Raw genomic sequence first — 24,036 nt, 5'->3', positions numbered from 1 at the left:
TGATTGAGGAAAGTGCGGGCCATATTACTCCTCTGGAAACAGGGAGCAACACGAAGGCGGACACACCTTGCATAAATTCGCATAACATAAAGATATTTAAGCGTTTTTATCATGGGTTGATTTGATATTTACTTATTAATCAGATGGTTGATGAATGTTGCTTATGCGTATCAATCTCGTTGCAACGGGTTGTTCCAGTAAAAAAAAGATGCCATCATTGCGCCGCAGTTTTCCACTGATTCCATCCACCCTGAGGACGCCGCCATGCTCGGTACAATGCGCTTTTGCACTTGTCTCCGTTCGCTTTACGATAAGCGGCCCTCCGTCATCTGTTGTTCGCAATTCTCGCTCACCATGCGGTGAGGCCAGCTTAACGCGCTATGCTGTTGGACATGACTAAAGACAGACGCGATCTGACTTTACTGATGTCTATCGGTTGCGGCGGTTGATCCGCCCGAAGACGTTATTCGCCGGGGAATTTTCCTCATTGCTGTGCCACTGGCACCCACTCATCCTTCATTACGGGGATTTGTGTTATGAATCCATTGAAAATCGCTGCCAGCGTTGCGGTAGCGCCAAGCCTGAGCCTGAACACCGCGCGTGATGTGGTGACGCTCGACAATACTGATTTTACCGATGTGGCGGCGGTGGTCGTCTCACTGGCGGATACACGCAGTGGCGTGTTAACGCTGTTGCGCCAGACCGGTTTTAATCTGCCGGTGTTTGTCGCCAACGCGTTCGATGAAGAAGTGCTGAAGCTGCCGGGCGTGACCGGGGAAATCAACGGTGCACCGGAAGAGTGGGAAGCGCTGGAAGAAGCCGCGCAGGCGTATGAGTCTGACCTGCTGCCGCCGTTCTTCGATACCCTGACGCGCTATGTTGATATGCAGAACAGCACCTTTGCCTGTCCGGGCCATCAGGGCGGGGCGTTTTTCCGTAAGCATCCGGCCGGGCGTCAGTTCTATGAATTCTATGGCGAGAACGTGTTTCGTTCCGACATGTGCAACGCAGACGTCAAGTTGGGCGACCTGCTGATCCATGAAGGTTCGGCCAAGCATGCACAGAAGTACGCAGCGAAAGTGTTTAACGCCGATAAAACCTATTTCGTGCTGAACGGCACCTCCAGCGCCAACAAAGTGGTGACCAACGCCATGCTGACGCGCGGCGATCTGGTGCTGTTTGACCGCAACAACCATAAATCCAACCATCACGGTGCGCTGATTCAGGCGGGCGCTACGCCGGTGTATCTGGAAGCGGCACGTAATCCGTTCGGCTTTATCGGCGGCATTGATGCGCACTGCTTTGATGAAGCCTACCTGCGCGAACAGGTGCAGAAAGTCGCGCCACATCGCGCCAAAGATCAGCGCCCGTTCCGCCTGGCAATTATCCAGCTCGGCACCTACGATGGCACCGTCTACAACGCTCGCCAGGTGGTGGATCGCATCGGCCATCTGTGTGATTACATCCTGTTTGATTCGGCGTGGCTGGGCTACGAGCAATTTATCCCGTTAATGGAAGGCTGCTCGCCGCTGACGCTGGAGCTGAACGAGAACGATCCCGGCATTTTTGTCACCCAGTCGGTGCACAAACAGCTGGCGGGCTTCTCGCAGACCTCGCAGATTCACAAGAAAGACAACCACATCCGGGGTCAGAAGCGCTTCTGTCCACATAAGCGTCTCAACAACGCCTTTATGCTGCACGCCTCAACCAGCCCGTTCTATCCGCTGTTTGCCGCGCTGGATATCAATGCGCGCATGCACAAAGGTGAAGCCGGACGCAGCATGTGGCACGAATGCGTCACCATCGGCATTGATGCACGTAAAGCGATTCTGGAACGCTGCGAGATGATTCAGCCGTTCCTGCCGGAGAAAGTGCACGGCAAGCTGTGGCAGTCGGCGGAAACCGAGGTTATCGCCGCCGATCCGGCTTACTTCAGCCTGGCGCCAGGCGAGAAATGGCACGGCTTTGAGGGTTACGCCAGCGAGCAGTATCTGGTCGATCCCTGCAAGCTGCTGCTGACCACGCCAGGCATTGATGCCGCCAGCGGTGAATACACCAGCTTCGGTATTCCGGCGACTATTCTGGCGAACTACCTGCGCGAGAACGGCATTGTGCCGGAGAAGTGCGATCTTAACTCCATCCTGTTCCTGCTGACGCCAGCGGAGAATCCGGAGAAGATGGCGCATCTGGTGGCGATGCTGGAGCAGTTTGAACACCATGTGAAAGAGGATGCGCTGCTGGCTGAAGTGCTGCCGAGCGTCTATCGCAAAAACATGGAGCGCTATAAAGGCTACACGCTGCGCCGCCTGTGTCAGGAGATGCACGATCTCTACGTCAGCTACGATGTGAAAGATCTGCAGAAAGCGATGTTCCGTGAGGCCTGCTTCCCGAAAGTCGAAGTGAATCCACAGGATGCGCATCAGGCTTACATCCGGGGTGAGGTGGAACTGGTGGCAATTGCGCAAGCTGAAGGGCGCATTGCTGCCGAAGGCGCATTGCCTTATCCACCAGGCGTGCTGTGCGTGGTGCCAGGCGAAGTGTGGGGTGGCGCGGTGCAGCGTTACTTCCTCGCGCTGGAAGAGGGCATCAACTTGTTGCCGGGCTTCTCACCGGAGCTGCAAGGGGTTTACACCGAGGAAGATGACAGCGGACGTAAACACTTAGTGGCGAATATGATGGTGCGCTAACCTGCCCGACGGCGTGCGGTGCAATCACCGCACGCCGTCAGCACATTATCAGTGACGAACCACCTGAATTTTCTCTTTAGCCAGCCTTCCTGTGCGGTATGTCGCCTGCTTGCGGCGTTTACCGGTGATGTAAATACCGACGCACAGCACCATAAACGTCACCATCAGCGTCATTAAGCTCTCGTAGCGATACTGCGGCAGATAGAACATATAGCCCAGCACACTGACAATCATCAAAATGCTCAGCCAGGTCAGCCACGGGAACAACCACATTTTAAAATCAGGCGTGATGCCCTGTTTTTCCATCGCCGTACGCATTCTCAGCTGTGAAACGGCAATCACCAGATAGACAATCAATGCAATCGCGCCAGTGGTGGAGATCAGAAAGGCAAACACCTCGCCCGGAAAAGCGTAGTTGGCAATACAGGCGACAAAGCCCGCCAGCGTGGAACCCAATACCGCCACACGTGGCACGCCACCGTTGGATACCGTGGCGCAAGAGGCCGGGGCATTACCGCGTTTACCCAGAGAATAGAGCATACGGGAAGCGGTATATAACCCGGAGTTCATGCAGCTGCACACGGCAATCAGCACCACCAAATCCACCACCAGTTTGGCACCGGGGAAATTCAGTGTGGATAACACATATTGGAAAGTGCCCTGGGCTAACAGCTGCGGATCATTCCATGCCACCAGCGACACCACGAGGAAAATAGACAGCAAATAAAATAATGCGATGCGGTAAACCACCAGATTAATCGCACGGCTGATTTTTTTACCGGGGTCCTTTGATTCCACGGCGGCAATGGTGACCACCTCCGCGCCAAAGAATGAAAAGATGGTCAGCAAGATGCCGGTTAATACCGCGCCAAAACCGTGCGGCATAAAGCCAATGCTGTTATATAAATGCGCCACACCACTCACGTTCGCCAGTGGCCAATAACCTGAAATCGCCACAATCCCGATGCCAATAAATCCAATAATCGCTACCACTTTGATGATGGCGAACCAGAACTCAAAGGCGCCAAAGTTTTTAACGCTAAAAAGGTTAGTGACAGTGAGCAACAGGATAATCGCAGTGGTAAATTGCCACGAGGCAATGGAAGGGAAATAAGCATGCAGAATATCGGCTCCGGCAATCGCTTCAACCGGAATCAGTAACACCCAAAACCACCAATATAGCCAGCCGATAGTGAAACCGGCCCATGGACCAATGGCTTTCGCCGCGTAGGTGGAAAAGGATCCCGAATCAGGTTGCAGCACGGCCATTTCCCCCAGCATGCGCATCACCAGCAGTACCAGCACACCGGTCATCGCGTAGGAGAGCAACACGGCCGGGCCCGCCGTGGCGATGGCATTCGCGGAGCCGACAAATAACCCGGCACCAATAATGCCAGCAATGGAGATCATACCAACCTGTCGATCTGAAAGGCCGTCGCCTAACGAATCCTGTTTTGCGGGTGAATGGCTCATACATTTCCTCTTAGCAATTCAGGCATGACATTGGATATCCCACGGGATGCAAGCATCCGTGTTGATGAAATAATGTTGATATGCCCGATACGATGTTATTTTCCGCGATGAAGTGTGATCTTCATCGATATTTTAATTATTTAAATCAATGCCAGAAATTATTTATAGAGCGATGTGGGACGTTGTTAATTTATCTGTGGAGACGTGAAATAATCATTGCACCTTATTGAAAAAAGGGTCAATCAGGGCGGGAATGTGAGATGGGAAGAAAACGAAAGAATATAGAATATAAATGTTAGGCAGGTCGTGCGTGTGGTTGTAAAAACAACACGTTGCGATGGGCGAAGTTTCACCATATTGATTTCTTATTTTTGTGAGGTCAGGCGAAATTTATCGACGGGATATATCCCTGCAAGGGTAATTAAAAAAGAGGCAGTCAGAGTCAATGTTTTTCTCTCTGTCTGCCCCTAAAATAACTAATGCATTAACTCATCAGTTGATGATTAATACCGATGATAACTACGCTGTGCCTGATTCACCTTGTACAGATAGCGACGTGATTCGCCCGATGGATGGCTGGTGGTCAGCGTTTGATACACATCATTAGGCGACATGTCGTTAATCTTGGCGAAGGCACGATCTTTATCGCTGGAGAACACGCGCAGTACGCTACCCGCGCCGCCGTTGTAGGCGGTAATTACCGCATAACGGCGTGACACTGGATCCTGAATCCCGCCTAAATAACTCTTCTGCAACAGCGACAGATAGGCCGTTCCCGCATCAATGTTATTGGCCGGATCGAGCAGATAGCTGCGGCTCGGTTTACCCCATTTGCCCTTCATGCGGAACACATCCACGCCAGCGGTGTGCTGAACCACCTGCATCAAGCCCAGCGCATCGGAGTTGCTGACCGCATAGGGGTTGAAGCTCGATTCCGTCTGCATAATCGCGAGAATCAGGGATGCATCTACGCCGTACTCTTCAGCAGCTTTACGCACCAGCGGCAGATATTTGTGCGCACGTTTGTCGAGGTGGTTTGGCACCATCGGAATGGTTACCGACCAGATGACGTGCAGGCCAGAGGTACGTTTTTGCAGTTTGTTCTGAATCAGATAATCGGCGAAATTGGCCGCGCGTCCCTGCCAGCGAATCGGCTGACCGGTGTTATCCAGCACCTGGCCGTAAAGCAGCGGCTCTTTACTGATCTGAATATCATTGGCATCGGAGTAGAGATCGACATTACCCGGATCGTCACCAATCAACAGCGTGGTGATGATCGCCTGGCGCAGGCTGGCCATCGGATCGGTGCCAGCAATGGTCTCAATGGTGATGCTACCGCTGTCGAAGTTGATGTGACTGCGGGTGTAATAGCTGTCGCTATATTTGACGTAATCCTTCGGTCCAGCGATCAGAACCTCATTGATACCCCAAATATTTTCAATGTTGGCGGCGAACTGCCCCATCAGGATGTCGAAACCGTTGGTGTCCTTAACCCATTCTTCGTGATACTGCGATTTTTTTTGTCCGGAGCAGGAAACCAAAAGTGGAGCAATCACTAACAGCGCTATCAGTTTTTTATTCATTGTAAATGCGTGCCTGATTCAAAAAGAGGGCCTCAAAGGGAGGCCCTGAACGATTATTTTTCTGGCGGGGTGAAACCTTCGATGTGCACATCTTTGCCTTCGAACAGGAAATTGATCATCTCCTTTTCCAGCACTTTGCGATCTTCCGGGTTCATCATGTTGAGCTTTTTCTCGTTGATCAACATGGTCTGCTTGGACATCCACTGCTGCCAGGCTTCTTTGGAAATCTCATTGTAGATGCGCTTACCGATCTCGCCTGGATAGAGCTGGAAATCCTGCCCTTCAGCGTCGCGTTGCAGAAACGTACAAAAAATGGTGCGGCTCATTACTCTTCCTCTTGGATCACGCGCGTGTGCAGTGCCAGTTGCTGGGGATGGCGCAATTCGTGCAGTAAACGCTCTACTGGGGCAGCCAAACCCACTGACGGTGGTTGCGCTAAGTTATACCAGAGACCGCTCGCTTCATCCATCAGCGACCCGGCAGAAGGCCACGCCAGCCACATAGGCACAATGTCTAAGTGGAAATGACTAAAGGTATGACGAAAAGCCGTCAGCTGCTGTGGTTTGGCGTGAATGCCGCGTTCGGCCAGCCAGTCAGTTAGCGCTTGCTCACTGGTGAACTGTGGGAAGCAGAACAAACCGCCCCATAATCCCACCGGCGGACGTTGCTCCAGGAACACGTCATCACCGTGCTGAATCATCAGGAACCAGCCGGTGCGCTCTGGAATGGTCACTTTTGGTTTCTTACCCGGATATTCGGCCCAACTATTGTTGGCATACGCTACGCAGCCGCTGCTGACCGGGCAAATCTCACACTTAGGACGTGAGCGAGTACACACTAACGCGCCGAGGTCCATCATCGCCTGATTAAACTGGCTTACGCCTTCTGCAGGTGTCACTTCTTCGCTGATCTGCCATAAACGTTTCTCAACGTCTTTTTTGCCCGGCCAACCGCCAACTGCATAACACCGGGCCAGCACGCGCTTGACGTTGCCATCCAGAATCGGGAAATGCAGGCCTAGCGATAAGGACAGCACTGCACCCGCGGTGGAGCGTCCAACGCCGGGCAGCGCGGCCACATCATCGAAATTGCGCGGGAACTCGCCACCGTGCTTATCCACCACCTGCTTCGCCGCTTTATGCAGGTTGCGCGCACGGGCGTAGTAGCCGAGTCCGGTCCACAGATGCAGTACTTCGTCCAGCGGTGCAGCGGCCAGATCGGCAATCGTCGGGAAGCGCGCCATAAAGCGTTCAAAGTAAGGGATAACGGTGGCAACTTGCGTCTGCTGCAGCATCACTTCGGAGAGCCACACTTTATAAGGTGTCTTCTCCTGCTGCCACGGCAGGGTTTTGCGGCCGAAGCGCTGATACCACTCCAGCACCTGTTGCGCGAACTGCGGCGCTTGCATCATTTGAGGAAATATTCCGTGTTTGCTCTACAATCAGGCAGGAATTCCAGCACAGAGACATCGGGGTGTAAACCGGAAGATTGCAAAGGCTTGCTTCTGCTATCTAACTTTGCATAATGCCCGTTTCCCAGAAAAGGCTAACCAGCAGGCTTCAACATGATTAATGACGTCATCACCCCGGAATTTGATGAGAACGGGCGGCCATTACGCCGTATCCGCAGTTTTGTGCGCCGCCAGGGGCGCTTAACGAAAGGACAGCAGCTCGCGCTCGATAATTACTGGCCGGAGATGGGCGTCGAGTTCCAGCAGGAACCGCTGGATTTGGCAGCACTGTTTGGCCGCGAAGCGCCAGTGGTGTTGGAAATCGGTTTTGGCATGGGCGCCTCACTGGTGACCATGGCGCAAAATAATCCTCACCAGAACTTCCTCGGTCTTGAAGTGCATGCGCCGGGCGTGGGAGCCTGTCTGGCTTCTGCCAAAGAGGCAGGCGTGGAAAACCTGCGTGTGATGTGTCACGACGCAGTAGAAGTGTTGCAGCAGATGATTCCGGATAACTCACTGCGCATGGTTCAGCTGTTCTTCCCGGATCCATGGCATAAAGCGCGCCACAATAAACGTCGCATTGTGCAGGTACCTTTTGCCGAGCTGGTGATGCGTAAGCTGAAACTGGGCGGCGTGTTCCATATGGCCACTGACTGGGAAGATTACGCGACACACATGCTGGAAATCATGAACAGCGTGGATGGGTATAAAAACCTGTCAGAAGCTAACGATTACGTGCCGCGTCCGGAAACGCGTCCGTTAACGAAATTTGAGCAGCGCGGGCAGCGACTGGGCCATGGCGTTTGGGATCTGATGTTTGAGAGGATTAAATAATGGCCGTACAGCGTAGCCGTCGTTTACGTAAAAAACTGCATATCGATGAGTTTCAGGAGTTAGGTTTCTCTGTGGCCTGGCGTTTTGCCGAAGGCACCACCGAGGAGCAGATTGATGCCACGCTGGATCAGTTTATTACTGAAGTGATCGATCCCAATGGCCTGGCGTATGACGGCAGCGGTTATCTGGTGTGGGAAGGTCTGGTTTGCCTGCAGGAAACCGGTAAGTGCACCGATGAGCACCGTGAGCTGGTGCGCAAATGGCTGGAGAAACGCGAGCTGTCAGATGTTCAGGTAACTGAACTCTTTGACGTCTGGTGGGACTAAGTACTCTACTGGCCTGAGATATCGCTTCAGGCTAGCTCACTTGCGCTTTTGGCGCCGGGCAGTGCGCTCACAAGTTGCGAAAGCGACTTGTACGCCCAAAGGGCGGCTCCGAAAGGGGCGAGCAACGTGAGTCATTCTTATGTACTCAGGCGCGCTCCGATTACTGTGCGCTGACCGTCACCAAATTCGCTGCGCCGCTTACGCCTGACTTGTACTAACTGCAAAGGCGTGGGCGGCTTTTCATTTTAGGGAGATTTCATGGTTCGTAAGGCGCTTCTTACCGCACTGCTGCTGGCCGCAGCGACACAGGCGCAGGCTGATTATCAGTGCAGCGTTAATCCTCAGGATGATGTGATCATCAAACCGCAGAGCGTGCAGGTGGTCGGCACCAACGGTAATCTTGAAATCTCACCGCAGGGCGATGTGACCTTTAACGGGCAGAAAGCCAACGTGGATAACGCCACGCGACAGAAAGCCATCGACTATCAGAATGCGTTACGTCGGGATTTGCCGTGGGTAGATAACGGGGCTTCGACGCGTCTGGAACGCAGCCGTGTGGCGCTGGATAAAGTGATTGTGGAAAAGCTCGGTGCCAACAGCAACGTGCGCAATCGCCTGACCAAGCTGGATGGTCAGCTGAAGCAGCAGATGAACCGTATTATTGAGCATCGTCCGGATGGTTTGACCTTCCACCACCAGGCAATTGACCAGGTGCGCGCCGATGGCGAAAAACTGGTGCAGAGCACGCTGGGCGGTATTATGCAGGACAGCCTGAACGAGATGGGCAGCAGCCAGGCCGCCAGCGGCAGTAATCCACTGCAGGCGATCATGGGCAACCTCGGCGGTCTGCAGCAGGCGGTTCAGGCGGAATGGAATAAGCAGGAACAGGACTTTCAGAACTTCGGTCATGAGGTGTGTAATCGCGTGACGGATCTGGAAGGGCAGCGCAAAGCGTTAGTGCAGGGCGTTAAAGGTTAAAAAAAACCAGCGGGACGAAGTAGCGTGCCGCTGGGTTATATGACTGTTTGGCCTACATAAACAGTTCAAGCAGCGAATTCAGGAACAACTTCCCTTTTTCGGTTATCTGCCACTGCTCTGCGGTTTCCACCACGTAACCCGCCTTGATCGCTTCATCCATCTGCGCGCGGATCACTTGCTCATCCAGCCCGGTATAGCGGCTGAAATCTGCACGCGGTGCGGCTTCCAGCAGACGGAAGCGGTTCATAAAGAACTCAAACGGCTTGTCATCGTTCTCAACGTTGTGCTGCTTGTCGAGATACTTACCTTGCATAAAGCCGCGCGGATGACGGGTTTTCACCGTTCGCACAATTCTGCCATCCGGTTGCGTCAATTTGCCGTGGGCACCACAGCCGATGCCAAGGTAATCACCAAAGCGCCAGTAGTTAAGGTTGTGTTCGCAGCGATAACCCGGCTTCGCATAGGCCGAGGTTTCATACTGCTGATAACCGGCGGCACTCAGCAACTCATGGCCTTGTTCGTAGATGTCCCACAGCGCATCGTCATCCGGCAACACCGGCGGACGCGAGCTGAACATCGTGTTCGGCTCGATGGTCAGCTGATACCACGACAGGTGCGGCGGATTCAGCGCAATCGCCTGACGCAAATCGTCCAGTGCCTCTTCCAGTGACTGATCGGGCAAGCCGTGCATCAGATCGAGATTGAAGCTGCGCAGACCAAGACCGGCCGCGAGATGGGCGGCACGTACCGCTTCATCAGGGCCGTGAATGCGCCCTAAGCGCTCCAGCTTCTGCGGGCTAAAACTCTGCACGCCAATCGAAATACGGTTAATACCGGCTTTCTGGTAGCCGCTGAAGCGATCCGCTTCCACGGTGCCCGGATTGGCTTCCATGGTGACCTCTGCATCGGCCGCCAGCGGCAGGCGCGCACGCACGCCATCCATCAACATTTGCATGGCGTTGCTGCTGAGCAGACTCGGTGTGCCGCCGCCAATGAAGATGGTGCGTACTTCACGGCCAGCGGTTAGCGGCAGGTCCTGTTCAAGATCGCTGAGCAGGTGCTGCACATACTCGATGTGCGGCACCTCGCCTTTTAACGCGTGGGAGTTGAAATCACAGTACGGACACTTCTGCACACACCACGGAATGTGGATGTACAGGCTTAACGGAGGTAACTCAGGCATTGCGCATCGCACCCAGTAACAGCGTCAATGCTTTGCCACGGTGAGAAACAGCACGCTTTTCATCTTTACTCAGCTCTGCTGCAGTTTTGCCCAGTTCAGGAACATAGAAAATCGGGTCGTAACCAAAGCCACCTTCACCTGCTGCTGCACGGGTAATTTCACCCGCCCAACTGCCGTGGAACACCAGCGGTGTCGGATCTTCAGCATGGCGCAGGTAAACCAGCACGCAATGGAACTGCGCCTGGCGCTTGCCATCCGGCACGTTTTCCAACGCCACCAGCAGCTTATCGAGATTTTGCTGATCGCTGGCGTCTTCTCCGGCATAGCGCGCAGAGTAGATGCCTGGCGCGCCGCCGAGCGCATCCACCGCCAGACCAGAGTCATCGGCAATCGCTGGCAAGCCAGTGATCTGCGCCGCATGACGCGCCTTATGAATGGCATTTTCAATAAAGGTCAGACCGGTTTCTTCCGCTGACTCAACGCCCAGCTCGGTTTGCGCCACGATATCGAGGCCGAAGGCCGCTAACAAATCGGCCAGTTCACGAACTTTGCCCGGATTACCGGTGGCGAGTACGACTTTTTGCATAACAGTTCCAGATTAACGAATTACAGCAAATACCAGAGACCCGGGAACAGGTCCATGCCGAGGAAATTCAGCGCGTACAGCACCAGAATCACAATCATGGCAGAGAAATCGATGCCGCCCATCGCAGGCAGAATACGGCGAATCGGTGCCATCAGCGGTTCAGTCAGCTGAATCAACACGTAATCAATCGGGCCACGTCCCTGGCTGATCCAGCTCATCAGTGAACGAATGATAATCACCCAGAACACCAGATAACCGGCGGATTTCACCAGTGACAACAGGCCGACTAACAGATTGGTGGGATCCACTGAGAAAACGCCAACCTGAATTAACAGTAGCACCGGATATTTCAGGGTGGTCAGTACAAAGGCCAGCACCAGAGAGGCTGTGTCAATCGGGCCTATCGCTGGCAGCACGCGGCGCAGCGGCTTGATAATCGGCTGTGTAATCTTCACCACAAACTGTGACAGCGGGTTGTAGAAATCACAGCGTGACCACTGCATCCAGATGCGCAGCAGCAATACCATCACGTACAGGTCGATCAGCGTTTTGACTAAAAACGTCATTGTTAACATGAGGTTCCTCAATTATTGTTGTGAAGGTCGCGCATAATCCCGCGCGCCAAATACGGCGGTGCCAATGCGCACCATGGTGCTGCCTGCGGCGATTGCCGCATCCATGTCGTCGCTCATTCCCAGAGAAAGCGTATCGACGTCAGGGTAATTCTGTTGCAGGGCGCGAAACGCGTCAGCCATCTGCTGACATACCGCGAACTGTCGATCGTAATCTGGCTCCGGCGCCGGGATCGCCATTAATCCGCGCAAGCGCAGACGCGGCAATGCGGCTATCTGCGTCGCCAGCGCCGGAATCGCCTCCAGCATGATGCCAGATTTGCTGTTCTCGTCACTGATATTTACCTGAATTAACACGTTAAGCGGTGGCAACGCTGCCGGACGCTGATCGTTCAGACGTTGTGCAATGCGTTCACGATCCACGGTGTGACACCAGGCAAAATTCTCCGCCACCAGGCGGCTTTTATTGGATTGTAGCGGCCCGATAAAGTGCCACTGCAGATCAGGATGTGCGGCCAGCTCAGTCACCTTTTCAACCCCTTCCTGTACGTAATTTTCACCGAATGCCTGCTGACCCGCAGCAATCGCTTCTGCGACTGCGCTCGCAGGTTTGGTTTTGCTCACTGCAAGCAGGGTAATTTCTTCTGGCGCGCGGCCGCAGCGTGCAGCGGCAGTGGCGATACGCTCACGCACTTTCTGTAGGTTGTGCTCAATGGAAGTCATAGTCAGGAGAAGTTAAATGGATTTGGATGAAGTTGTGGCCCTTAGTGTAAAGCATAACGCCGCCGATCTGCACCTTTGCAGCGGACATTTACCGCACTGGCGCCGACAGGGCGTGCTGGAGCCGATCCCACAGCAAACCGCACTGGATGGCGACTGGCTGGAAACCTTTTTGCAACAGTGGCTCAGCGGCGTGCAGCAGGATGAGCTGGAAGCGAGCGGGCACGTTGATTTTGCCATCACTCTGGAAAGCGGCGTGCGTTTGCGTGCCAACCTGTTTATGCAGCGCCACGGTTTATCGCTGGCGTTGCGCTTGATTGCCAGCCAGGCACCCGATATCAACCAATTACAGCTGCCCGACGTAGTACAGCAGTTGTTGCAGCTGGAGGAGGGGCTGATCTTAATTACGGGTGCCACCGGCAGCGGTAAATCCACCACGCTGGCAGCGATGGTGGACAGCCTCAATCGCGAACAGGCACGCCACATTATTACGCTGGAAGATCCAATTGAATTTGTGCATCACAGCCAGCGCTCGTTGATTCAGCAGCGGGAAGTGGGAACGCACGCGGCATCATTCCAGCATGGATTGAAAGCGGCTCTGCGCGAAGACCCGGATGTGATTCTTTTGGGCGAGCTACGTGACAGCGAAACCATTCGACTGGCGCTGACGGCGGCAGAGACCGGGCATCTTGTACTGGCAACGTTGCACACGCGAGGTGCCACGCAAGCGGTGGATCGTCTGGTGGATGTGTTTCCTGCCGAGGAAAAAAACCTGGTGCGCACCCAGTTGGCGGGCAGTTTGAAAGCGGTGCTGGCGCAGCGTTTGGTGCCGGCAAAAAACGGCGGGCGAATTGGCTTGTTCGAGGTGTTGGTGGCCACGCCTGCGGTGACCAATTTAATCCGTGAGGGCAAGATGCATCAACTGCCTGGCGTGCTGCAAACCGGCGCGCAGTCAGGGATGCAGACGTTCGCGCAGAGCGAACAGGCGCGACAACAGGCGGGATTGATTTGAGAATTTGCGAGTCGATTCAAAAGGGCGGGCATGATTTGCGTGCCTGCGAGTTGCTACTAAAGGGCGGGGCATGATTTGAATGCTTGCAAGTCGATACAAGGGAGTGGGCATGATTTGAGTGCCTGCGAGTTGATACAAAGAGGCGGGGATGATTTTAATGCCTGCGAGTCGTTACAACAGGGCGGGGCATGATTTGCGCGCCTGTGAGTCAATACAAGTGGCAGAATTGATTGGCGTGTTTGCAGGTTGCCGTAAATGGCGGGAGCACTATAGCCGAGCGAATAACAAGCAAGCTGTTGCCGCAATTTGTCAGGTGCGCATTCACGCGCACCTGGATTTCAATCAGTGCGTATCGAACCAATCTTCCAGAATGATCACCGCCGATTGCGAATCGACCTGACCTTTTTGCAATGCACGGAAGCCACCGCGTTCGAACAGGTCGGCGCGCGCTTCCACGGTGCTTAACCGCTCGTCCTGCAGCTCAACGCGCACGCCGAATCGGCCATGAATGCGATTGGCGAACTTACGGGCGCGATCGGTTAACGGCTGCTCGGTGCCGTCCATGTTCAACGGCAAGCCCACCACCACGTAATCAGGCTGCCACTCTTTCAGTAGCTTCTCGATCAGCTTCCAGTCCGGCGTGCCATCTTGCGCTTTAAGCGCGGTCAGAGCGCGAGCGGTGCCGGTCAACTGTTGACCGACCGCCACACCGATGCTTTTGGTGCCGAAATCGAAGCCAAGCAAGGTTTCACTGGCCATCAGGCGTGCCCTGCATCGCTGGTCATATTATGAATATCAATGCCCATGCTGCGTGCGGCTTCGCGCCAGCGCTCGGCGATTGGCGTCTGGAACAGAATATTGCTGTTCGCGGGTGTGGTCAGCCAGGCATTTTCCAGCAGCTCGTTCTCCAGCTGATCTTTTTCCCAGGCGCAATAACCTAAAGCCACCAGCACGTTATCGGGCTGTTCTGAGGTGCCGATCGCTTCCAGCACATCCCGTGAAGTGGTGATCACGGTGTTATCAGAGATACGGATGCTGGAAGAGTAAATTTTCTGGGCAGAGTGCAGGATAAAGCCGCGATCTTCCGCCAGCGGGCCGCCAGCGAACACCGGCTTATCCAGCTTAATGGCAGGATCACGTTCTGATGGGCTGATTTTAAGTTTCTTCAGAATGCCTTCGACCGTCAGGTTTTCCATCGGCTTATTCACGATCAAGCCCATGGCGCCATCTTCATTGTGCTCGCAGATATACACCACCGAGCGTTTGAACAGCGGGTCCTGCAGCGACGGCATCGCAATCAAAAAATGGTGCTGTAAATTCATTCTCACTCGTATACCAAAAATAACCGGCGCGGCCGCAGCCACGTCGGTTTTGGGTTCTCACGGCGCTTACACGCCGTTGACATCAGCCCAGGCGTTTCTCAATGGCATCCATCAGCATGCCGGTGATCGAGATCGGGAATGCAGCCTCGATTTCACGCACGCAGGTTGGGCTGGTTACGTTAACTTCGGTGAGTTTATCACCAATGATGTCCAGACCGACAAAAATCAGCCCTTTAGCTTTCAGCGTTGGACCCACGCGACGGGCGATTTCCCAATCGCTGTCACTCAACGGGCGTGCTTCACCGCGGCCACCAGCTGCAAGGTTACCACGGGTTTCGCCACCCTGTGGGATACGCGCCAGGCAATACGGCACCGGCTCGCCATCCACCACCAGCACGCGCTTATCGCCCTCTTTGATCGCCGGCAGGTAGTTTTGCGCCATGCAGAAGTTCTGGCCGTGATTGGTCAGGGTTTCGGTGATGACACCAAAGTTCGGGTCGTCCTGCTTCACGCGGAAAATCGAGGCGCCGCCCATGCCGTCCAGCGGCTTAAGGATCACATCACCGTGCTCCTGCCAGAAGGCACGCAGCTGCTCTTTATTGCGGGTCACCAGCGTGTCTGGCGTCAGGTCGGCGAACCACGCGGTGTACAGTTTCTCGTTACAGTCACGCAGGCTCTGCGGTTTGTTGACGATCAGCGTACCTTGCTCTTCCGCGCGCTCCAGCAGGTAGGTGGCATAGATGAATTCGGTATCGAACGGCGGATCTTTACGCATCAGCACCACGTTGAGATCGGCCAGCGGGATTACCTGCTCACTGCCGAACTCGTACCATTTGTCGTAGTTCTGCTCCACGCTCAGCAGGCGCGTGCGGGCGTAGGTGACGCCACCGCGCAGGGAGAGATCGCCCATCTCCATGTAATGAATTTCGTAACCACGGCGCTGTGCTTCCAGCAACATGGCGAAGCTGGTGTCTTTTTTAATGTTGATGGACGAAATTGGGTCCATAACGATGCCAAGCTTAATCATTATTCTCTCCTCAAAGGGGGAATTTATTGCCCCGTTCCGTGACAGCGCTGCGGCTTTTCACGTGCGTAGTTTTAAAACCCTAAAAGTATCCCTTAACCCAGGTCACCAAACCTCACCTGAAGTGCCGTAATGGCCGTCAGTGCGGTAGTTTCTGTACGCAACACGCGTGGGCCCAGCAAAATATCGGTGAAACCCTGCTGCGCGGTCATGGCAATTTCGTCTGCGGATAAGCCGCCTTCCGGACCAATCAGCAGGCGTACACGTTCAACCGGCTGCGGCAGAGTGTTAATACTGTGGCTGGCACGCGGATGCAGATTGAGCTTTAAACCGCTTTCCTGCTCGGCACACCAGGCTTCCAGCGTCATCGCTTCACGGATTTCCGGCACACGATTACGGCCGCACTGTTCACAGGCGGCAATCGCAATTTTTTGCCATTGCTGAATCTTCTTCGCCAGTCGTTCAGCATCCAGCTTTACGCCGCAGCGCTCCGAAAACAAGGGTGTAATTACGTTCACGCCGAGTTCGATCGATTTCTGGATGGTGAATTCCATCTTTTCGCCGCGCGACATCACCTGCCCAAGATGGAGAAGGAGCGGAGATTCACGGTCATCAGGCTGACTGGCAAGGACCCTTACTTTTACACGCTTTTTATCAGCCTGGGTGATTTCGGCGTTAAAAGTCAGATTACTGCCATCAAACAGCTCAATTTGTTGACCGGCGGTCATGCGCAGCACGCGCCCGACGTGGTTAGCGGCATCTTCGTCGAGGAAGACTTCACTGTTAACTTCAAGAGGTTCGGGATGATAAATGCGAGGTATGCGCATGCGGTTCCTGCCAGCGTTATGCCGTGTCTTCGGACACGGCCCAATCGGAAAAAAGCTAGTGTAGGGTAGCGCTTTTAGCGCTGGCAAGCCTGTTGTACATAGGGATTGTGATTTCCCTGCACCTGCGCGATGCGGTTGTCGCGTTCACACTCCCATTGGCTTACCGGATATTGCTTGTTCCAGGCGGTGAACAGCTGGGTCTGCTGGCGTGACAGACGCAACTGATACTGGTCACGCATGTAGAAGTAAGTGCGGGCGATGGCACCGCGTGCACGCTCGGGTGGCTGCGCCAGCTTCTGCTTGAAATCGACTTTCATTGCGCACTGACCATATTGCGCGTCGCCGCCGTTCCACTGACTGTACTGGAAGTTATTGCGATCGCCATTCACTTCACCAATCGCCGGCTGCAGATTGTGCAGGTCGCTTTCAATGCGGCGGTAATCGGCATCTTTACTGCAGTTTTTACGGCCGCCGTTTTGCCAGCACTGGCGCTGATGGCCGAACTCCCATGCGGGCATCACATGTTCCCACTCAATACGCTCTGCGCGATTGGCATTTTTACGCACGCTGTAGCCACAGCTGCTGAGGTCAGGGACGCCTTTTTTGCCGTGCCAGCTGATTTTACAGCCGCAGTAAAATTCTGCCGGGGCATCGGCATTGATCTGCGCGGCGACCACTTTGGCCTGCTGGAAGTTGTTTTGATTGTAGTGGGTGATGCTGAGGCTGAAGGCGCTAATGGGGGCAACTAATAAGGAGAGTAACAACAGCGTTTTGCGAGACATATTCCAAAAATTACCTGATGCGTAAAAAGGCGGCAGGGTAACAGAATGGCGCAGGGTGGGAAATCAGATAAACGGATTAAGCTGCTGAAAATTCACCAGGTTGCAGCAAGGTGCCGCAATGCACGCAGCGATATTCACTCTCGCCGCGCTGCACGCGATTGTGGCGGCGCACGGTGAGCTGATGCTGCTGACAGCGGCAGCGATAGGGGAAGGTATTGCTGCGCACCGACGCGATTTCGAACTGATGGGTACGACGCGCGGGAACGCCGAGCACGCTCTCCATCATCCACTTCCACTCTTTGCCGTGCGGCGGCACGCGGCCAAAGGTTTTCCATACCAGCAGGTGCGCCAGTTCGTGCGGCACCACCTCATCCACAAATGCCTGCTGATTCTCCAGCAATAGCACCGGGTTGATGCGAATCTCCCATTTCTCCAGCCAGGCCGTACCGGCAGCGGTGCCGCGCTGCTGATACACCAGCTTCGGCTCGTCATAGTGACGCTCCAGCTTTTCATTGGCGAGCTGCAAATGGTGACGCAACGAGCGCATCACGGCTTGTTGCAGGGCAATGGGAAGGCGAGGTGTTTTCATGTCGGGCAGGATAACCTGGTACGCACAAATGCGCACCTGACGAAACGCACAAAAAAAGGGCCGCCAATCGGCAGCCCTTCGTATCGCTTATCGACCTTATTGCTGGCCGATATCGCGCAGTTTTTTGCCTTGCATCAGGTTGCGCTCGATGTGTTCCAGCGAGACGTTTTTGGTCTCTGGAATCAGCGCCACGGTCAGCAGGATAAAGAACACATTCAGACCTGCGTATACCCAGAAGGTCGGCGCGTTGCCCAGCGTGTTCAGCATGGTCAGGAAGGTGGCACCGACGATCATGTTGGCAATCCAGTTGGTTGCGGTCGACACGGTGATACCAAAATCGCGGCCTTTCAGCGGCTGAATTTCTGAACACAGTACCCAGATCAACGGACCGGCAGACATCGCAAAACCAACGATGAACATCAGCAGCATGGCGACAGCAAAGTATTGTGCGGAAGCGGAGTTAATGCCGATGTGCAGCATGGTACCGAGGATACCCATACCGGCAGCCATCACGATGAAGCCCAGCACCAGCGTCGGTTTACGGCCCCAGCGATCCACCAGGCCAATCGCAATAAAGGTCGCCAGTACGTTGACCAGACCGACAATGACCGTGCCCCACATCTGCTGAGTGGTATTGGCGAAGCCCGCAATCTCAAAGATTTTTGGCGCGTAATACATGATGACGTTCATACCGGTGAACTGCTGCATCACCTGCAACAGCACGCCCAGGAACACCGCACGGCGGAAGTTGCTGTTGCTCTGGAACAGCTGCCAGCCAGACTGTTTGATCTTCAGGCTTTCACGAATCTCATCCAGTTCACGTTTAGCTTGTTCGCTGGTATCACGCAGACGAGCCAGCACGCGTTCTGCACTGCGGAAATCGCCTTTCGCCGCCAGCCAGCGTGGACTGTTTGGCAGGAAGAATACGCCTACCAGCAGCAGCACGGCCGGAATGGTGATGATACCCAGCATCCAGCGCCATGCGCCTGCGTCACTAAATGCAGTGTCAGACAGATACGCGCCCAGGATACCGATGGTGATCATCAGCTGATACAGAGAAATCATGCTGCCACGAATCTTTTCCGGTGCGATTTCAGAAAGATACAGAGGAGCAGTGTAAGACGCGACACCGACTGCCAGGCCGAGTACTACACGTGCAGCAATCAGCATGTCCGGGCTAACCGCCATGGCTGACCACAGTGAACCGATCACGAACAGAATCGCACCTGCCATCAGGCTCTTTTTACGGCCAAGATGTGAAGACATCCAGCCACTACCAATCGCACCCACAGCCGCACCAAACATCATTGAACTCACAATCCACTCTTGCTCATGTGCAGTGACGTTGAAATCTTTTGCGATGAAGGGCAGGGCACCAGCGATAACGCCGATATCCAGACCAAACAGCAGGCCGGCCAGAGCCGCTAAGAAGCAGACAAACAAGGTCATCATCTTGTTCGATGTTCTGCTCTTATGAGTATTACCAGGCATAATGCCTCCGAAGTTTATCTATCGTTGTTTTTATCAATGTTATGAAACCTGCCGACGGAAAAAAGTGAGGGTGATCACATCAGTGTAATCGGTTACACACGCTGAAACCCTGCAATCCAGCATTTTCCGCCTGAAATAGTTACGTAACCAGTAAGGTATAGCACCCTTTAAGTTTCTGACATCTCTCTAAATATCGGCTATCAGACGACGCTGAAAATAACGCATTTTCATATGAATAACTACGCTGAAAATTCTCTAAATGACAGATTACAAAAGATTTTCAAAATGTAATCGTTAACACTTTGTTGTAAGCATCGAAAATGAAGTGTAGACGGCGGGGAAAAATGTGCAGGCTGGTTAACGGGCATAAAAAAGCCCGCAATAAGCGGGCTCGTTTTTGCAGGATTGTAAGATTACAGGCCCGCAGCCTCGCGCAGTTGAGCAGCTTTATCAGTCTGCTCCCACGGGAAGTGTTCGCGACCAAAGTGACCGTAAGCGGCGGTCTCTTTGTAGATTGGCTTCAACAGATCCATCATCTGAATCAGGCCGTAAGGACGCAGGTCGAAGAACTCGCGCACCAGCAGGGTCAACTGCTCGGTAGGGACTTTCTCAGTACCGAAAGTTTCCACCATGATGGAAGTTGGCTCAGCCACGCCGATCGCGTAAGAAACCTGGATTTCGCAACGGTCAGCCAGGCCAGCCGCCACGATGTTTTTCGCCACATAGCGTGCTGCGTAAGCTGCAGAACGGTCAACTTTAGACGGGTCTTTACCAGAGAACGCACCGCCACCGTGACGCGCCATACCGCCGTAAGTATCAACGATGATTTTACGACCAGTCAGACCGCAGTCGCCCATTGGGCCGCCGATCACGAAGCGACCGGTTGGGTTGATATGGTATTTGGTGCTGGCATTCACCCACTCTGCAGGCAGTACCGGCTTGATGATCTCTTCCATCACCGCTTCACGCAGATCGGCTGTCGAAATTTCTTCAGCGTGCTGAGTCGACAGGACAACCGCATCGATACCGACAATTTTGCCGCCATCGTACTGGAAAGTGATCTGGCTTTTCGCATCCGGACGCAACCACGGCAGTGAGCCGCTTTTACGCACTTCAGCCTGACGCTGCACCAGACGGTGGGCGTAGGTTACCGGAGCAGGCATCAGCACGTCGGTTTCGTTGGTGGCGTAGCCAAACATCAGGCCCTGGTCGCCCGCGCCCTGTTCCAGCGGATCGGTACGGTCAACACCCTGGTTGATGTCAGGAGACTGCTTGCCAATCGCGCTCAGTACGGCGCAAGAGTTCGCATCAAAGCCCATATCGGAATGGACATAGCCGATTTCACGTACGGTATTACGGGTGATCTCTTCGATATCCACCCATGCGCTGGTGGTGATTTCACCGCCAACCAGCACCATACCGGTCTTAACGTAAGTTTCGCAGGCCACGCGTGCTTTAGGATCCTGTTCAAGGATCGCATCTAACACGGCATCGGAAATTTGGTCAGCGATTTTATCAGGATGTCCTTCTGATACGGACTCAGATGTAAATAGGTGTTTAGCCATTCTGTTCTTTACCTTACAAATGGTTTGAATTCGACTGCATAGCGTAAGTGGACCAGGCCGACTCGACGCCCCTTCAGGCAAAGCCGCGAGCAGTAGGGAGTATTGGCGTAATCGCCGACACCGCCTGGATGTTAACCAGTTTAGATGGAAAACCATCTGGACGGCTATTCTAGGTTACACAGTGAGCACTTTTCCAGTGCTTTTTCTGATTCCGCACGTTTACGCAAGTGAGCAAATGGAAGAAATTCCTGACACCTTCCACAGATCCCAGACAAAGATTTTGCTTTTTTACCCTGCAGACTGTATAAAACGCCGCTGCTGTCGACCACAGTACAAAAGGATGACGCCACCGTGCGTCGCGCCGTCAGAGCTATTCTCTGATTTTCACCCAGGCCGTTTCTCGTTTGCTGTTTGCAGGCGTTGGAGGTGATAAAAGTAATGAACCACACTTCTCTTCTTTTCGGTTCACTGCGCTCAACGGGCGCGCTGGCAATCCTTTCCCAATCCAGTCTTATTCTTTTCTCTCGTCGAAGTTTTGCGCGTTGCGGTAATTATCCCGACACGAGCGCCGGCTAAGCTATTCCCTCATTTCTGTCGCTGTGTTTCACTCGTCTTTGGCGGTGAAAAGCGTTGGCTTCTGGCCCGTTTTTTACTGACTACGGCGTGGTGTTTTACACTTAGAGTCAGCAACGTGCACGGCAACCCGATAATCGGAGCTCAGCAGGATGGGGAAATGTTTACCCAGACTCACAACAGCAAGACCCGGCAACTGTTTCATATTTCAACGGAAAATTGAGGTTCGCGATGTCTGACGACATGAAGAATATCAAGGGTTCGTCAGCTGGCGAACAGGGTGTACTCCGCTCCATGCAGGAGGTGGCGATGAACGATCAGGAAGCGAGCAGAATGCTGCGTACCTACAATATTGCCTGGTGGGGTAATAACTATTATGACGTCAACGAGCTGGGTCACATCAGCGTGTGTCCGGATCCGGATCAGCCGGAAGTGCGCGTTGACCTTGCCAAGCTGGTCAAAGAGCGTGAAGCCGATGGTCAGCGTCTGCCTGCGCTGTTCTGCTTCCCGCAGATTTTACAGCATCGCCTGCGTTCGATTAACGCCGCCTTCAAACGTGCGCGCGAATCCTACGGCTACAAAGGTGACTACTTCCTGGTTTACCCGATCAAGGTTAACCAGCATAAGCGCGTGATTGAATCACTGGTCAACTCCGGTGAGCCGCTGGGCCTGGAAGCCGGTTCGAAAGCCGAGCTGATGGCGGTGATCGCGCACGCGGGTAAAACCCGTTCAGTGATTGTCTGCAATGGCTATAAAGACCGCGAGTACATTCGTCTGGCGCTGATTGGCGAGAAACTCGGTCACAAGGTTTACCTGGTGATCGAGAAAATGACCGAAGTGCGCCTGGTGCTGGAAGAGGCCGAGCGCCTGAACGTGATCCCACGTTTGGGGATTCGCGCGCGTCTGGCTTCGCAAGGCTCCGGTAAATGGCAGTCGAGCGGTGGTGAGAAATCTAAGTTCGGTCTGGCAGCGTCACAGGTGTTGCAGCTGGTGGACATCATGCGCAAAGCCGGCCGTCTCGACAGCCTGCAACTGCTGCATTTCCATCTTGGCTCGCAGATGTCCAACATTCGCGACATCGCCACCGGTGTGCGTGAGTCGGCGCGTTTCTACGTTGAGCTGGCGAAGCTCGGCGTGAACATCAAATGCTTTGATGTCGGCGGCGGTTTGGGCGTGGATTATGAAGGTACGCGTTCGCAATCTGACTGCTCGGTGAACTACGGCCTGAACGAATATGCCAACAACGTGATTTGGGCAATTGGTGATGCTTGTGAAGAGCACGGTCTGGAGCATCCAACCGTCATCACCGAATCCGGTCGTGCGGTTACCGCGCACCATACCGTGCTGGTCTCCAACATCATCGGTGTAGAGCGCAACGAATTCAGTACGCCAGTGGCGCCAGATGTCGATTCACCACGTCCGATTCAGAGCCTGTGGGATACCTGGCAGGAGATGCATGAGCCGAACGTCCGTCGTTCGCTGCGTGAATGGCTGCACGATAGCCAGATGGATCTGTTCGATATCCATACCGGTTACTCTTCCGGCACCTACGATCTCGGCCAGCGCGCCTGGGCAGAGCAGCTTTATTTAAGCATCTGTCACTATATCCAGCAGCATCTGGACCCAAGCAACCGTGCGCACCGCCCGATTATTGATGAACTGCAGGAGCGTATGGCGGATAAGATTTACGTCAACTTCTCGCTGTTCCAGTCAATGCCGGATGCGTGGGGTATCGATCAGCTGTTCCCGGTGCTGCCGCTGGAAGGATTGAACAAGATCCCTCAGCGTCGTGCGGTGTTACTCGACATTACCTGTGACTCCGATGGCACCATCGATCACTACGTAGATGGCGACGGTATTGCCACCACCATGCCGATGCCAGAGTACGACATTGATAATCCGCCAATGCTGGGCTTCTTTATGGTTGGCGCGTATCAGGAAATCCTCGGCAACATGCACAACCTGTTTGGCGATACCGAAGCGGTTGACGTATTCGCTTTCCCGGATGGCAGCGTTGAAGTGCAATTGTCAGATGAAGGCGATACCGTGGCAGACATGCTGGAGTATGTGCAGCTGAACCCTAACGATTTGATGACGCTGTTCCGCGATCAGGTGACACAGCAGAAAGACATCGACGAAGAGCTGCGTGCACAGTTCCTTGAAGAGTTTGAAAGTGGCTTATATGGTTACACCTATCTTGAAGATGAGTAACTGTTAATACGCATAGCGGGCCCTGTACAGGGCCCGTTTTTATTTACCTGCCATTCTATTTTCTTATTCCTCTATTCTTTTATTAGAAGTGTGATGAAGATCACTCTCAATAAATGTTAATCATCCATTTATAACTCGCGCCTAAAATACGTGTTTTCTATCCCCTTCATTTTTATTCACAAAGCTAAAGAACCGCTTCGCTTCAATCCCGAATATCCCTGCATTAGTTACTGATTTTGTAAGGATTG

General features: G+C 53.9%; 22 protein-coding genes. 6 read left to right on the top strand and 16 right to left on the bottom strand.

Annotation, left to right across the window (positions count from 1 at the left end; all coding sequences use genetic code 11):
• Positions 1 to 536: 536 nt before the first annotated feature.
• Positions 537 to 2,687 carry an ornithine decarboxylase gene (locus WFP70_RS14605; protein WP_337023675.1) on the top strand — a complete coding sequence of 717 codons (2,151 nt, stop codon included), beginning with the start codon at positions 537 to 539 and terminating at the stop codon, positions 2,685 to 2,687.
• 48 nt (positions 2,688 to 2,735) lie between these two features.
• On the opposite strand, the gene WFP70_RS14600 is transcribed toward WFP70_RS14605, so the two are convergent.
• The 4 genes from WFP70_RS14600 to mutY all read right to left on the bottom strand — a co-directional run bounded on the left by WFP70_RS14600 (position 2,736) and on the right by mutY (position 7,154).
• A complete protein-coding gene (locus tag WFP70_RS14600) occupies positions 2,736 to 4,160 on the bottom strand; it encodes an amino acid permease (RefSeq protein ID WP_337023674.1) in 1,425 nt (474 codons plus the stop codon).
• A gap of 503 nt (positions 4,161 to 4,663) precedes the next feature.
• Positions 4,664 to 5,743: a membrane-bound lytic murein transglycosylase MltC gene (gene mltC, locus WFP70_RS14595; protein ID WP_058959330.1), complete on the bottom strand. Its 1,080-nt coding sequence runs from the start codon at positions 5,741 to 5,743 to the stop codon at positions 4,664 to 4,666.
• 53 nt (positions 5,744 to 5,796) lie between these two features.
• On the bottom strand, positions 5,797 to 6,069 hold the full coding sequence (locus WFP70_RS14590; RefSeq protein WP_034823278.1) for an oxidative damage protection protein: 273 nt from the start codon (positions 6,067 to 6,069) through the stop codon (positions 5,797 to 5,799).
• On the bottom strand, positions 6,069 to 7,154 hold the full coding sequence (gene mutY, locus WFP70_RS14585; protein WP_337023673.1) for an A/G-specific adenine glycosylase: 1,086 nt from the start codon (positions 7,152 to 7,154) through the stop codon (positions 6,069 to 6,071). The genes WFP70_RS14590 and mutY overlap by 1 nt, the downstream gene beginning before the upstream one ends.
• A 153-nt stretch (positions 7,155 to 7,307) precedes the next feature.
• Here mutY and trmB point away from each other — a divergent pair, with 153 nt between their 5' ends.
• The 3 genes from trmB to WFP70_RS14570 all read left to right on the top strand — a co-directional run bounded on the left by trmB (position 7,308) and on the right by WFP70_RS14570 (position 9,331).
• Positions 7,308 to 8,027: a tRNA (guanosine(46)-N7)-methyltransferase TrmB gene (trmB, locus tag WFP70_RS14580; protein ID WP_058959332.1), complete on the top strand. Its 720-nt coding sequence runs from the start codon at positions 7,308 to 7,310 to the stop codon at positions 8,025 to 8,027.
• Positions 8,027 to 8,353, top strand: coding sequence for a YggL family protein (locus WFP70_RS14575; protein ID WP_034823275.1), 327 nt, complete (start codon positions 8,027 to 8,029; stop codon positions 8,351 to 8,353). The genes trmB and WFP70_RS14575 overlap by 1 nt, the downstream gene beginning before the upstream one ends.
• 258 nt (positions 8,354 to 8,611) lie before the next feature.
• Positions 8,612 to 9,331, top strand: a complete 720-nt coding sequence (locus WFP70_RS14570; protein WP_166932822.1) for a DUF2884 domain-containing protein — start codon at positions 8,612 to 8,614, stop codon at positions 9,329 to 9,331.
• 52 nt (positions 9,332 to 9,383) lie between these two features.
• On the opposite strand, the gene hemW is transcribed toward WFP70_RS14570, so the two are convergent.
• From hemW to WFP70_RS14550, 4 genes are read right to left on the bottom strand one after another with little or no spacing between them, the layout of a single operon-like run.
• Entirely contained in the window at positions 9,384 to 10,514 is a 1,131-nt protein-coding gene (gene hemW, locus WFP70_RS14565) for a radical SAM family heme chaperone HemW (protein WP_038644900.1), read from the bottom strand.
• Entirely contained in the window at positions 10,507 to 11,100 is a 594-nt protein-coding gene (locus WFP70_RS14560; RefSeq protein ID WP_337023672.1) for an XTP/dITP diphosphatase, read from the bottom strand. Before WFP70_RS14560 ends, hemW begins: the two co-directional genes overlap by 8 nt.
• A gap of 20 nt (positions 11,101 to 11,120) precedes the next feature.
• A complete protein-coding gene (locus tag WFP70_RS14555) occupies positions 11,121 to 11,675 on the bottom strand; it encodes a YggT family protein (protein WP_034823271.1) in 555 nt (184 codons plus the stop codon).
• Between the two features lie 12 nt (positions 11,676 to 11,687).
• Positions 11,688 to 12,395, bottom strand: coding sequence for a YggS family pyridoxal phosphate-dependent enzyme (locus tag WFP70_RS14550; RefSeq protein WP_337023671.1), 708 nt, complete (start codon positions 12,393 to 12,395; stop codon positions 11,688 to 11,690).
• A gap of 16 nt (positions 12,396 to 12,411) precedes the next feature.
• On the opposite strand from WFP70_RS14550, the gene WFP70_RS14545 reads away from it, so the two are divergent.
• The gene (locus WFP70_RS14545) at positions 12,412 to 13,404 is read left to right on the top strand and encodes a type IV pilus twitching motility protein PilT (RefSeq protein ID WP_337023670.1); all 993 of its coding nucleotides are present in this window, start codon (positions 12,412 to 12,414) and stop codon (positions 13,402 to 13,404) included.
• A gap of 342 nt (positions 13,405 to 13,746) precedes the next feature.
• Here the strand turns inward: WFP70_RS14545 and ruvX are convergent, their stop codons facing one another.
• The 8 genes from ruvX to metK all read right to left on the bottom strand — a co-directional run bounded on the left by ruvX (position 13,747) and on the right by metK (position 21,004).
• Positions 13,747 to 14,163: a Holliday junction resolvase RuvX gene (ruvX, locus tag WFP70_RS14540; protein ID WP_034823268.1), complete on the bottom strand. Its 417-nt coding sequence runs from the start codon at positions 14,161 to 14,163 to the stop codon at positions 13,747 to 13,749.
• Positions 14,163 to 14,726, bottom strand: coding sequence for a YqgE/AlgH family protein (locus WFP70_RS14535; RefSeq protein ID WP_034823267.1), 564 nt, complete (start codon positions 14,724 to 14,726; stop codon positions 14,163 to 14,165). Before WFP70_RS14535 ends, ruvX begins: the two co-directional genes overlap by 1 nt.
• A gap of 82 nt (positions 14,727 to 14,808) precedes the next feature.
• On the bottom strand, positions 14,809 to 15,753 hold the full coding sequence (gene gshB / locus WFP70_RS14530; protein ID WP_034823266.1) for a glutathione synthase: 945 nt from the start codon (positions 15,751 to 15,753) through the stop codon (positions 14,809 to 14,811).
• 92 nt (positions 15,754 to 15,845) lie between these two features.
• Entirely contained in the window at positions 15,846 to 16,577 is a 732-nt protein-coding gene (gene rsmE / locus WFP70_RS14525) for a 16S rRNA (uracil(1498)-N(3))-methyltransferase (RefSeq protein WP_337023669.1), read from the bottom strand.
• A gap of 74 nt (positions 16,578 to 16,651) precedes the next feature.
• Entirely contained in the window at positions 16,652 to 17,359 is a 708-nt protein-coding gene (endA, locus tag WFP70_RS14520) for a deoxyribonuclease I (RefSeq protein ID WP_034823262.1), read from the bottom strand.
• A 76-nt stretch (positions 17,360 to 17,435) separates the two neighbouring features.
• Positions 17,436 to 17,948, bottom strand: coding sequence for a SprT family zinc-dependent metalloprotease (locus WFP70_RS14515; RefSeq protein ID WP_337023668.1), 513 nt, complete (start codon positions 17,946 to 17,948; stop codon positions 17,436 to 17,438).
• Between the two features lie 96 nt (positions 17,949 to 18,044).
• Complete coding sequence (locus WFP70_RS14510) at positions 18,045 to 19,439, bottom strand: sugar porter family MFS transporter (RefSeq protein WP_034823260.1); 1,395 nt, start codon at positions 19,437 to 19,439, stop codon at positions 18,045 to 18,047.
• Positions 19,440 to 19,852: 413 nt separating this feature from the next.
• Positions 19,853 to 21,004, bottom strand: a complete 1,152-nt coding sequence (metK, locus tag WFP70_RS14505) for a methionine adenosyltransferase (RefSeq protein ID WP_058959339.1) — start codon at positions 21,002 to 21,004, stop codon at positions 19,853 to 19,855.
• 804 nt (positions 21,005 to 21,808) lie between these two features.
• On the opposite strand from metK, the gene speA reads away from it, so the two are divergent.
• Positions 21,809 to 23,788 (top strand): biosynthetic arginine decarboxylase, encoded by a 1,980-nt coding sequence (gene speA, locus WFP70_RS14500; RefSeq protein ID WP_072016983.1) that lies wholly within the window; start codon positions 21,809 to 21,811, stop codon positions 23,786 to 23,788.
• The last annotated feature ends 248 nt before the right edge of the window (positions 23,789 to 24,036 follow it).

The sequence above is a fragment of the Pantoea sp. USMM079 genome (assembly GCF_037153115.1).
Taxonomy (GTDB): domain Bacteria; phylum Pseudomonadota; class Gammaproteobacteria; order Enterobacterales; family Enterobacteriaceae; genus Pantoea; species Pantoea communis.
This window is presented reverse-complemented; position numbering and strand designations above follow the sequence as displayed.

Coding starts and splice junctions, on each gene's coding strand:
- WFP70_RS14605 (WP_337023675.1), top strand. CDS start 537: ATGAATCCATTGAAAATCGCTGCCAGCGTTGCGGTAGCGCCAAGCCTG.
- WFP70_RS14600 (WP_337023674.1), bottom strand. CDS start 4,160: ATGAGCCATTCACCCGCAAAACAGGATTCGTTAGGCGACGGCCTTTCA.
- mltC (WP_058959330.1), bottom strand. CDS start 5,743: ATGAATAAAAAACTGATAGCGCTGTTAGTGATTGCTCCACTTTTGGTT.
- WFP70_RS14590 (WP_034823278.1), bottom strand. CDS start 6,069: ATGAGCCGCACCATTTTTTGTACGTTTCTGCAACGCGACGCTGAAGGG.
- mutY (WP_337023673.1), bottom strand. CDS start 7,154: ATGATGCAAGCGCCGCAGTTCGCGCAACAGGTGCTGGAGTGGTATCAG.
- trmB (WP_058959332.1), top strand. CDS start 7,308: ATGATTAATGACGTCATCACCCCGGAATTTGATGAGAACGGGCGGCCA.
- WFP70_RS14575 (WP_034823275.1), top strand. CDS start 8,027: ATGGCCGTACAGCGTAGCCGTCGTTTACGTAAAAAACTGCATATCGAT.
- WFP70_RS14570 (WP_166932822.1), top strand. CDS start 8,612: ATGGTTCGTAAGGCGCTTCTTACCGCACTGCTGCTGGCCGCAGCGACA.
- hemW (WP_038644900.1), bottom strand. CDS start 10,514: ATGCCTGAGTTACCTCCGTTAAGCCTGTACATCCACATTCCGTGGTGT.
- WFP70_RS14560 (WP_337023672.1), bottom strand. CDS start 11,100: ATGCAAAAAGTCGTACTCGCCACCGGTAATCCGGGCAAAGTTCGTGAA.
- WFP70_RS14555 (WP_034823271.1), bottom strand. CDS start 11,675: ATGTTAACAATGACGTTTTTAGTCAAAACGCTGATCGACCTGTACGTG.
- WFP70_RS14550 (WP_337023671.1), bottom strand. CDS start 12,395: ATGACTTCCATTGAGCACAACCTACAGAAAGTGCGTGAGCGTATCGCC.
- WFP70_RS14545 (WP_337023670.1), top strand. CDS start 12,412: ATGGATTTGGATGAAGTTGTGGCCCTTAGTGTAAAGCATAACGCCGCC.
- ruvX (WP_034823268.1), bottom strand. CDS start 14,163: ATGGCCAGTGAAACCTTGCTTGGCTTCGATTTCGGCACCAAAAGCATC.
- WFP70_RS14535 (WP_034823267.1), bottom strand. CDS start 14,726: ATGAATTTACAGCACCATTTTTTGATTGCGATGCCGTCGCTGCAGGAC.
- gshB (WP_034823266.1), bottom strand. CDS start 15,753: ATGATTAAGCTTGGCATCGTTATGGACCCAATTTCGTCCATCAACATT.
- rsmE (WP_337023669.1), bottom strand. CDS start 16,577: ATGCGCATACCTCGCATTTATCATCCCGAACCTCTTGAAGTTAACAGT.
- endA (WP_034823262.1), bottom strand. CDS start 17,359: ATGTCTCGCAAAACGCTGTTGTTACTCTCCTTATTAGTTGCCCCCATT.
- WFP70_RS14515 (WP_337023668.1), bottom strand. CDS start 17,948: ATGAAAACACCTCGCCTTCCCATTGCCCTGCAACAAGCCGTGATGCGC.
- WFP70_RS14510 (WP_034823260.1), bottom strand. CDS start 19,439: ATGCCTGGTAATACTCATAAGAGCAGAACATCGAACAAGATGATGACC.
- metK (WP_058959339.1), bottom strand. CDS start 21,004: ATGGCTAAACACCTATTTACATCTGAGTCCGTATCAGAAGGACATCCT.
- speA (WP_072016983.1), top strand. CDS start 21,809: ATGTCTGACGACATGAAGAATATCAAGGGTTCGTCAGCTGGCGAACAG.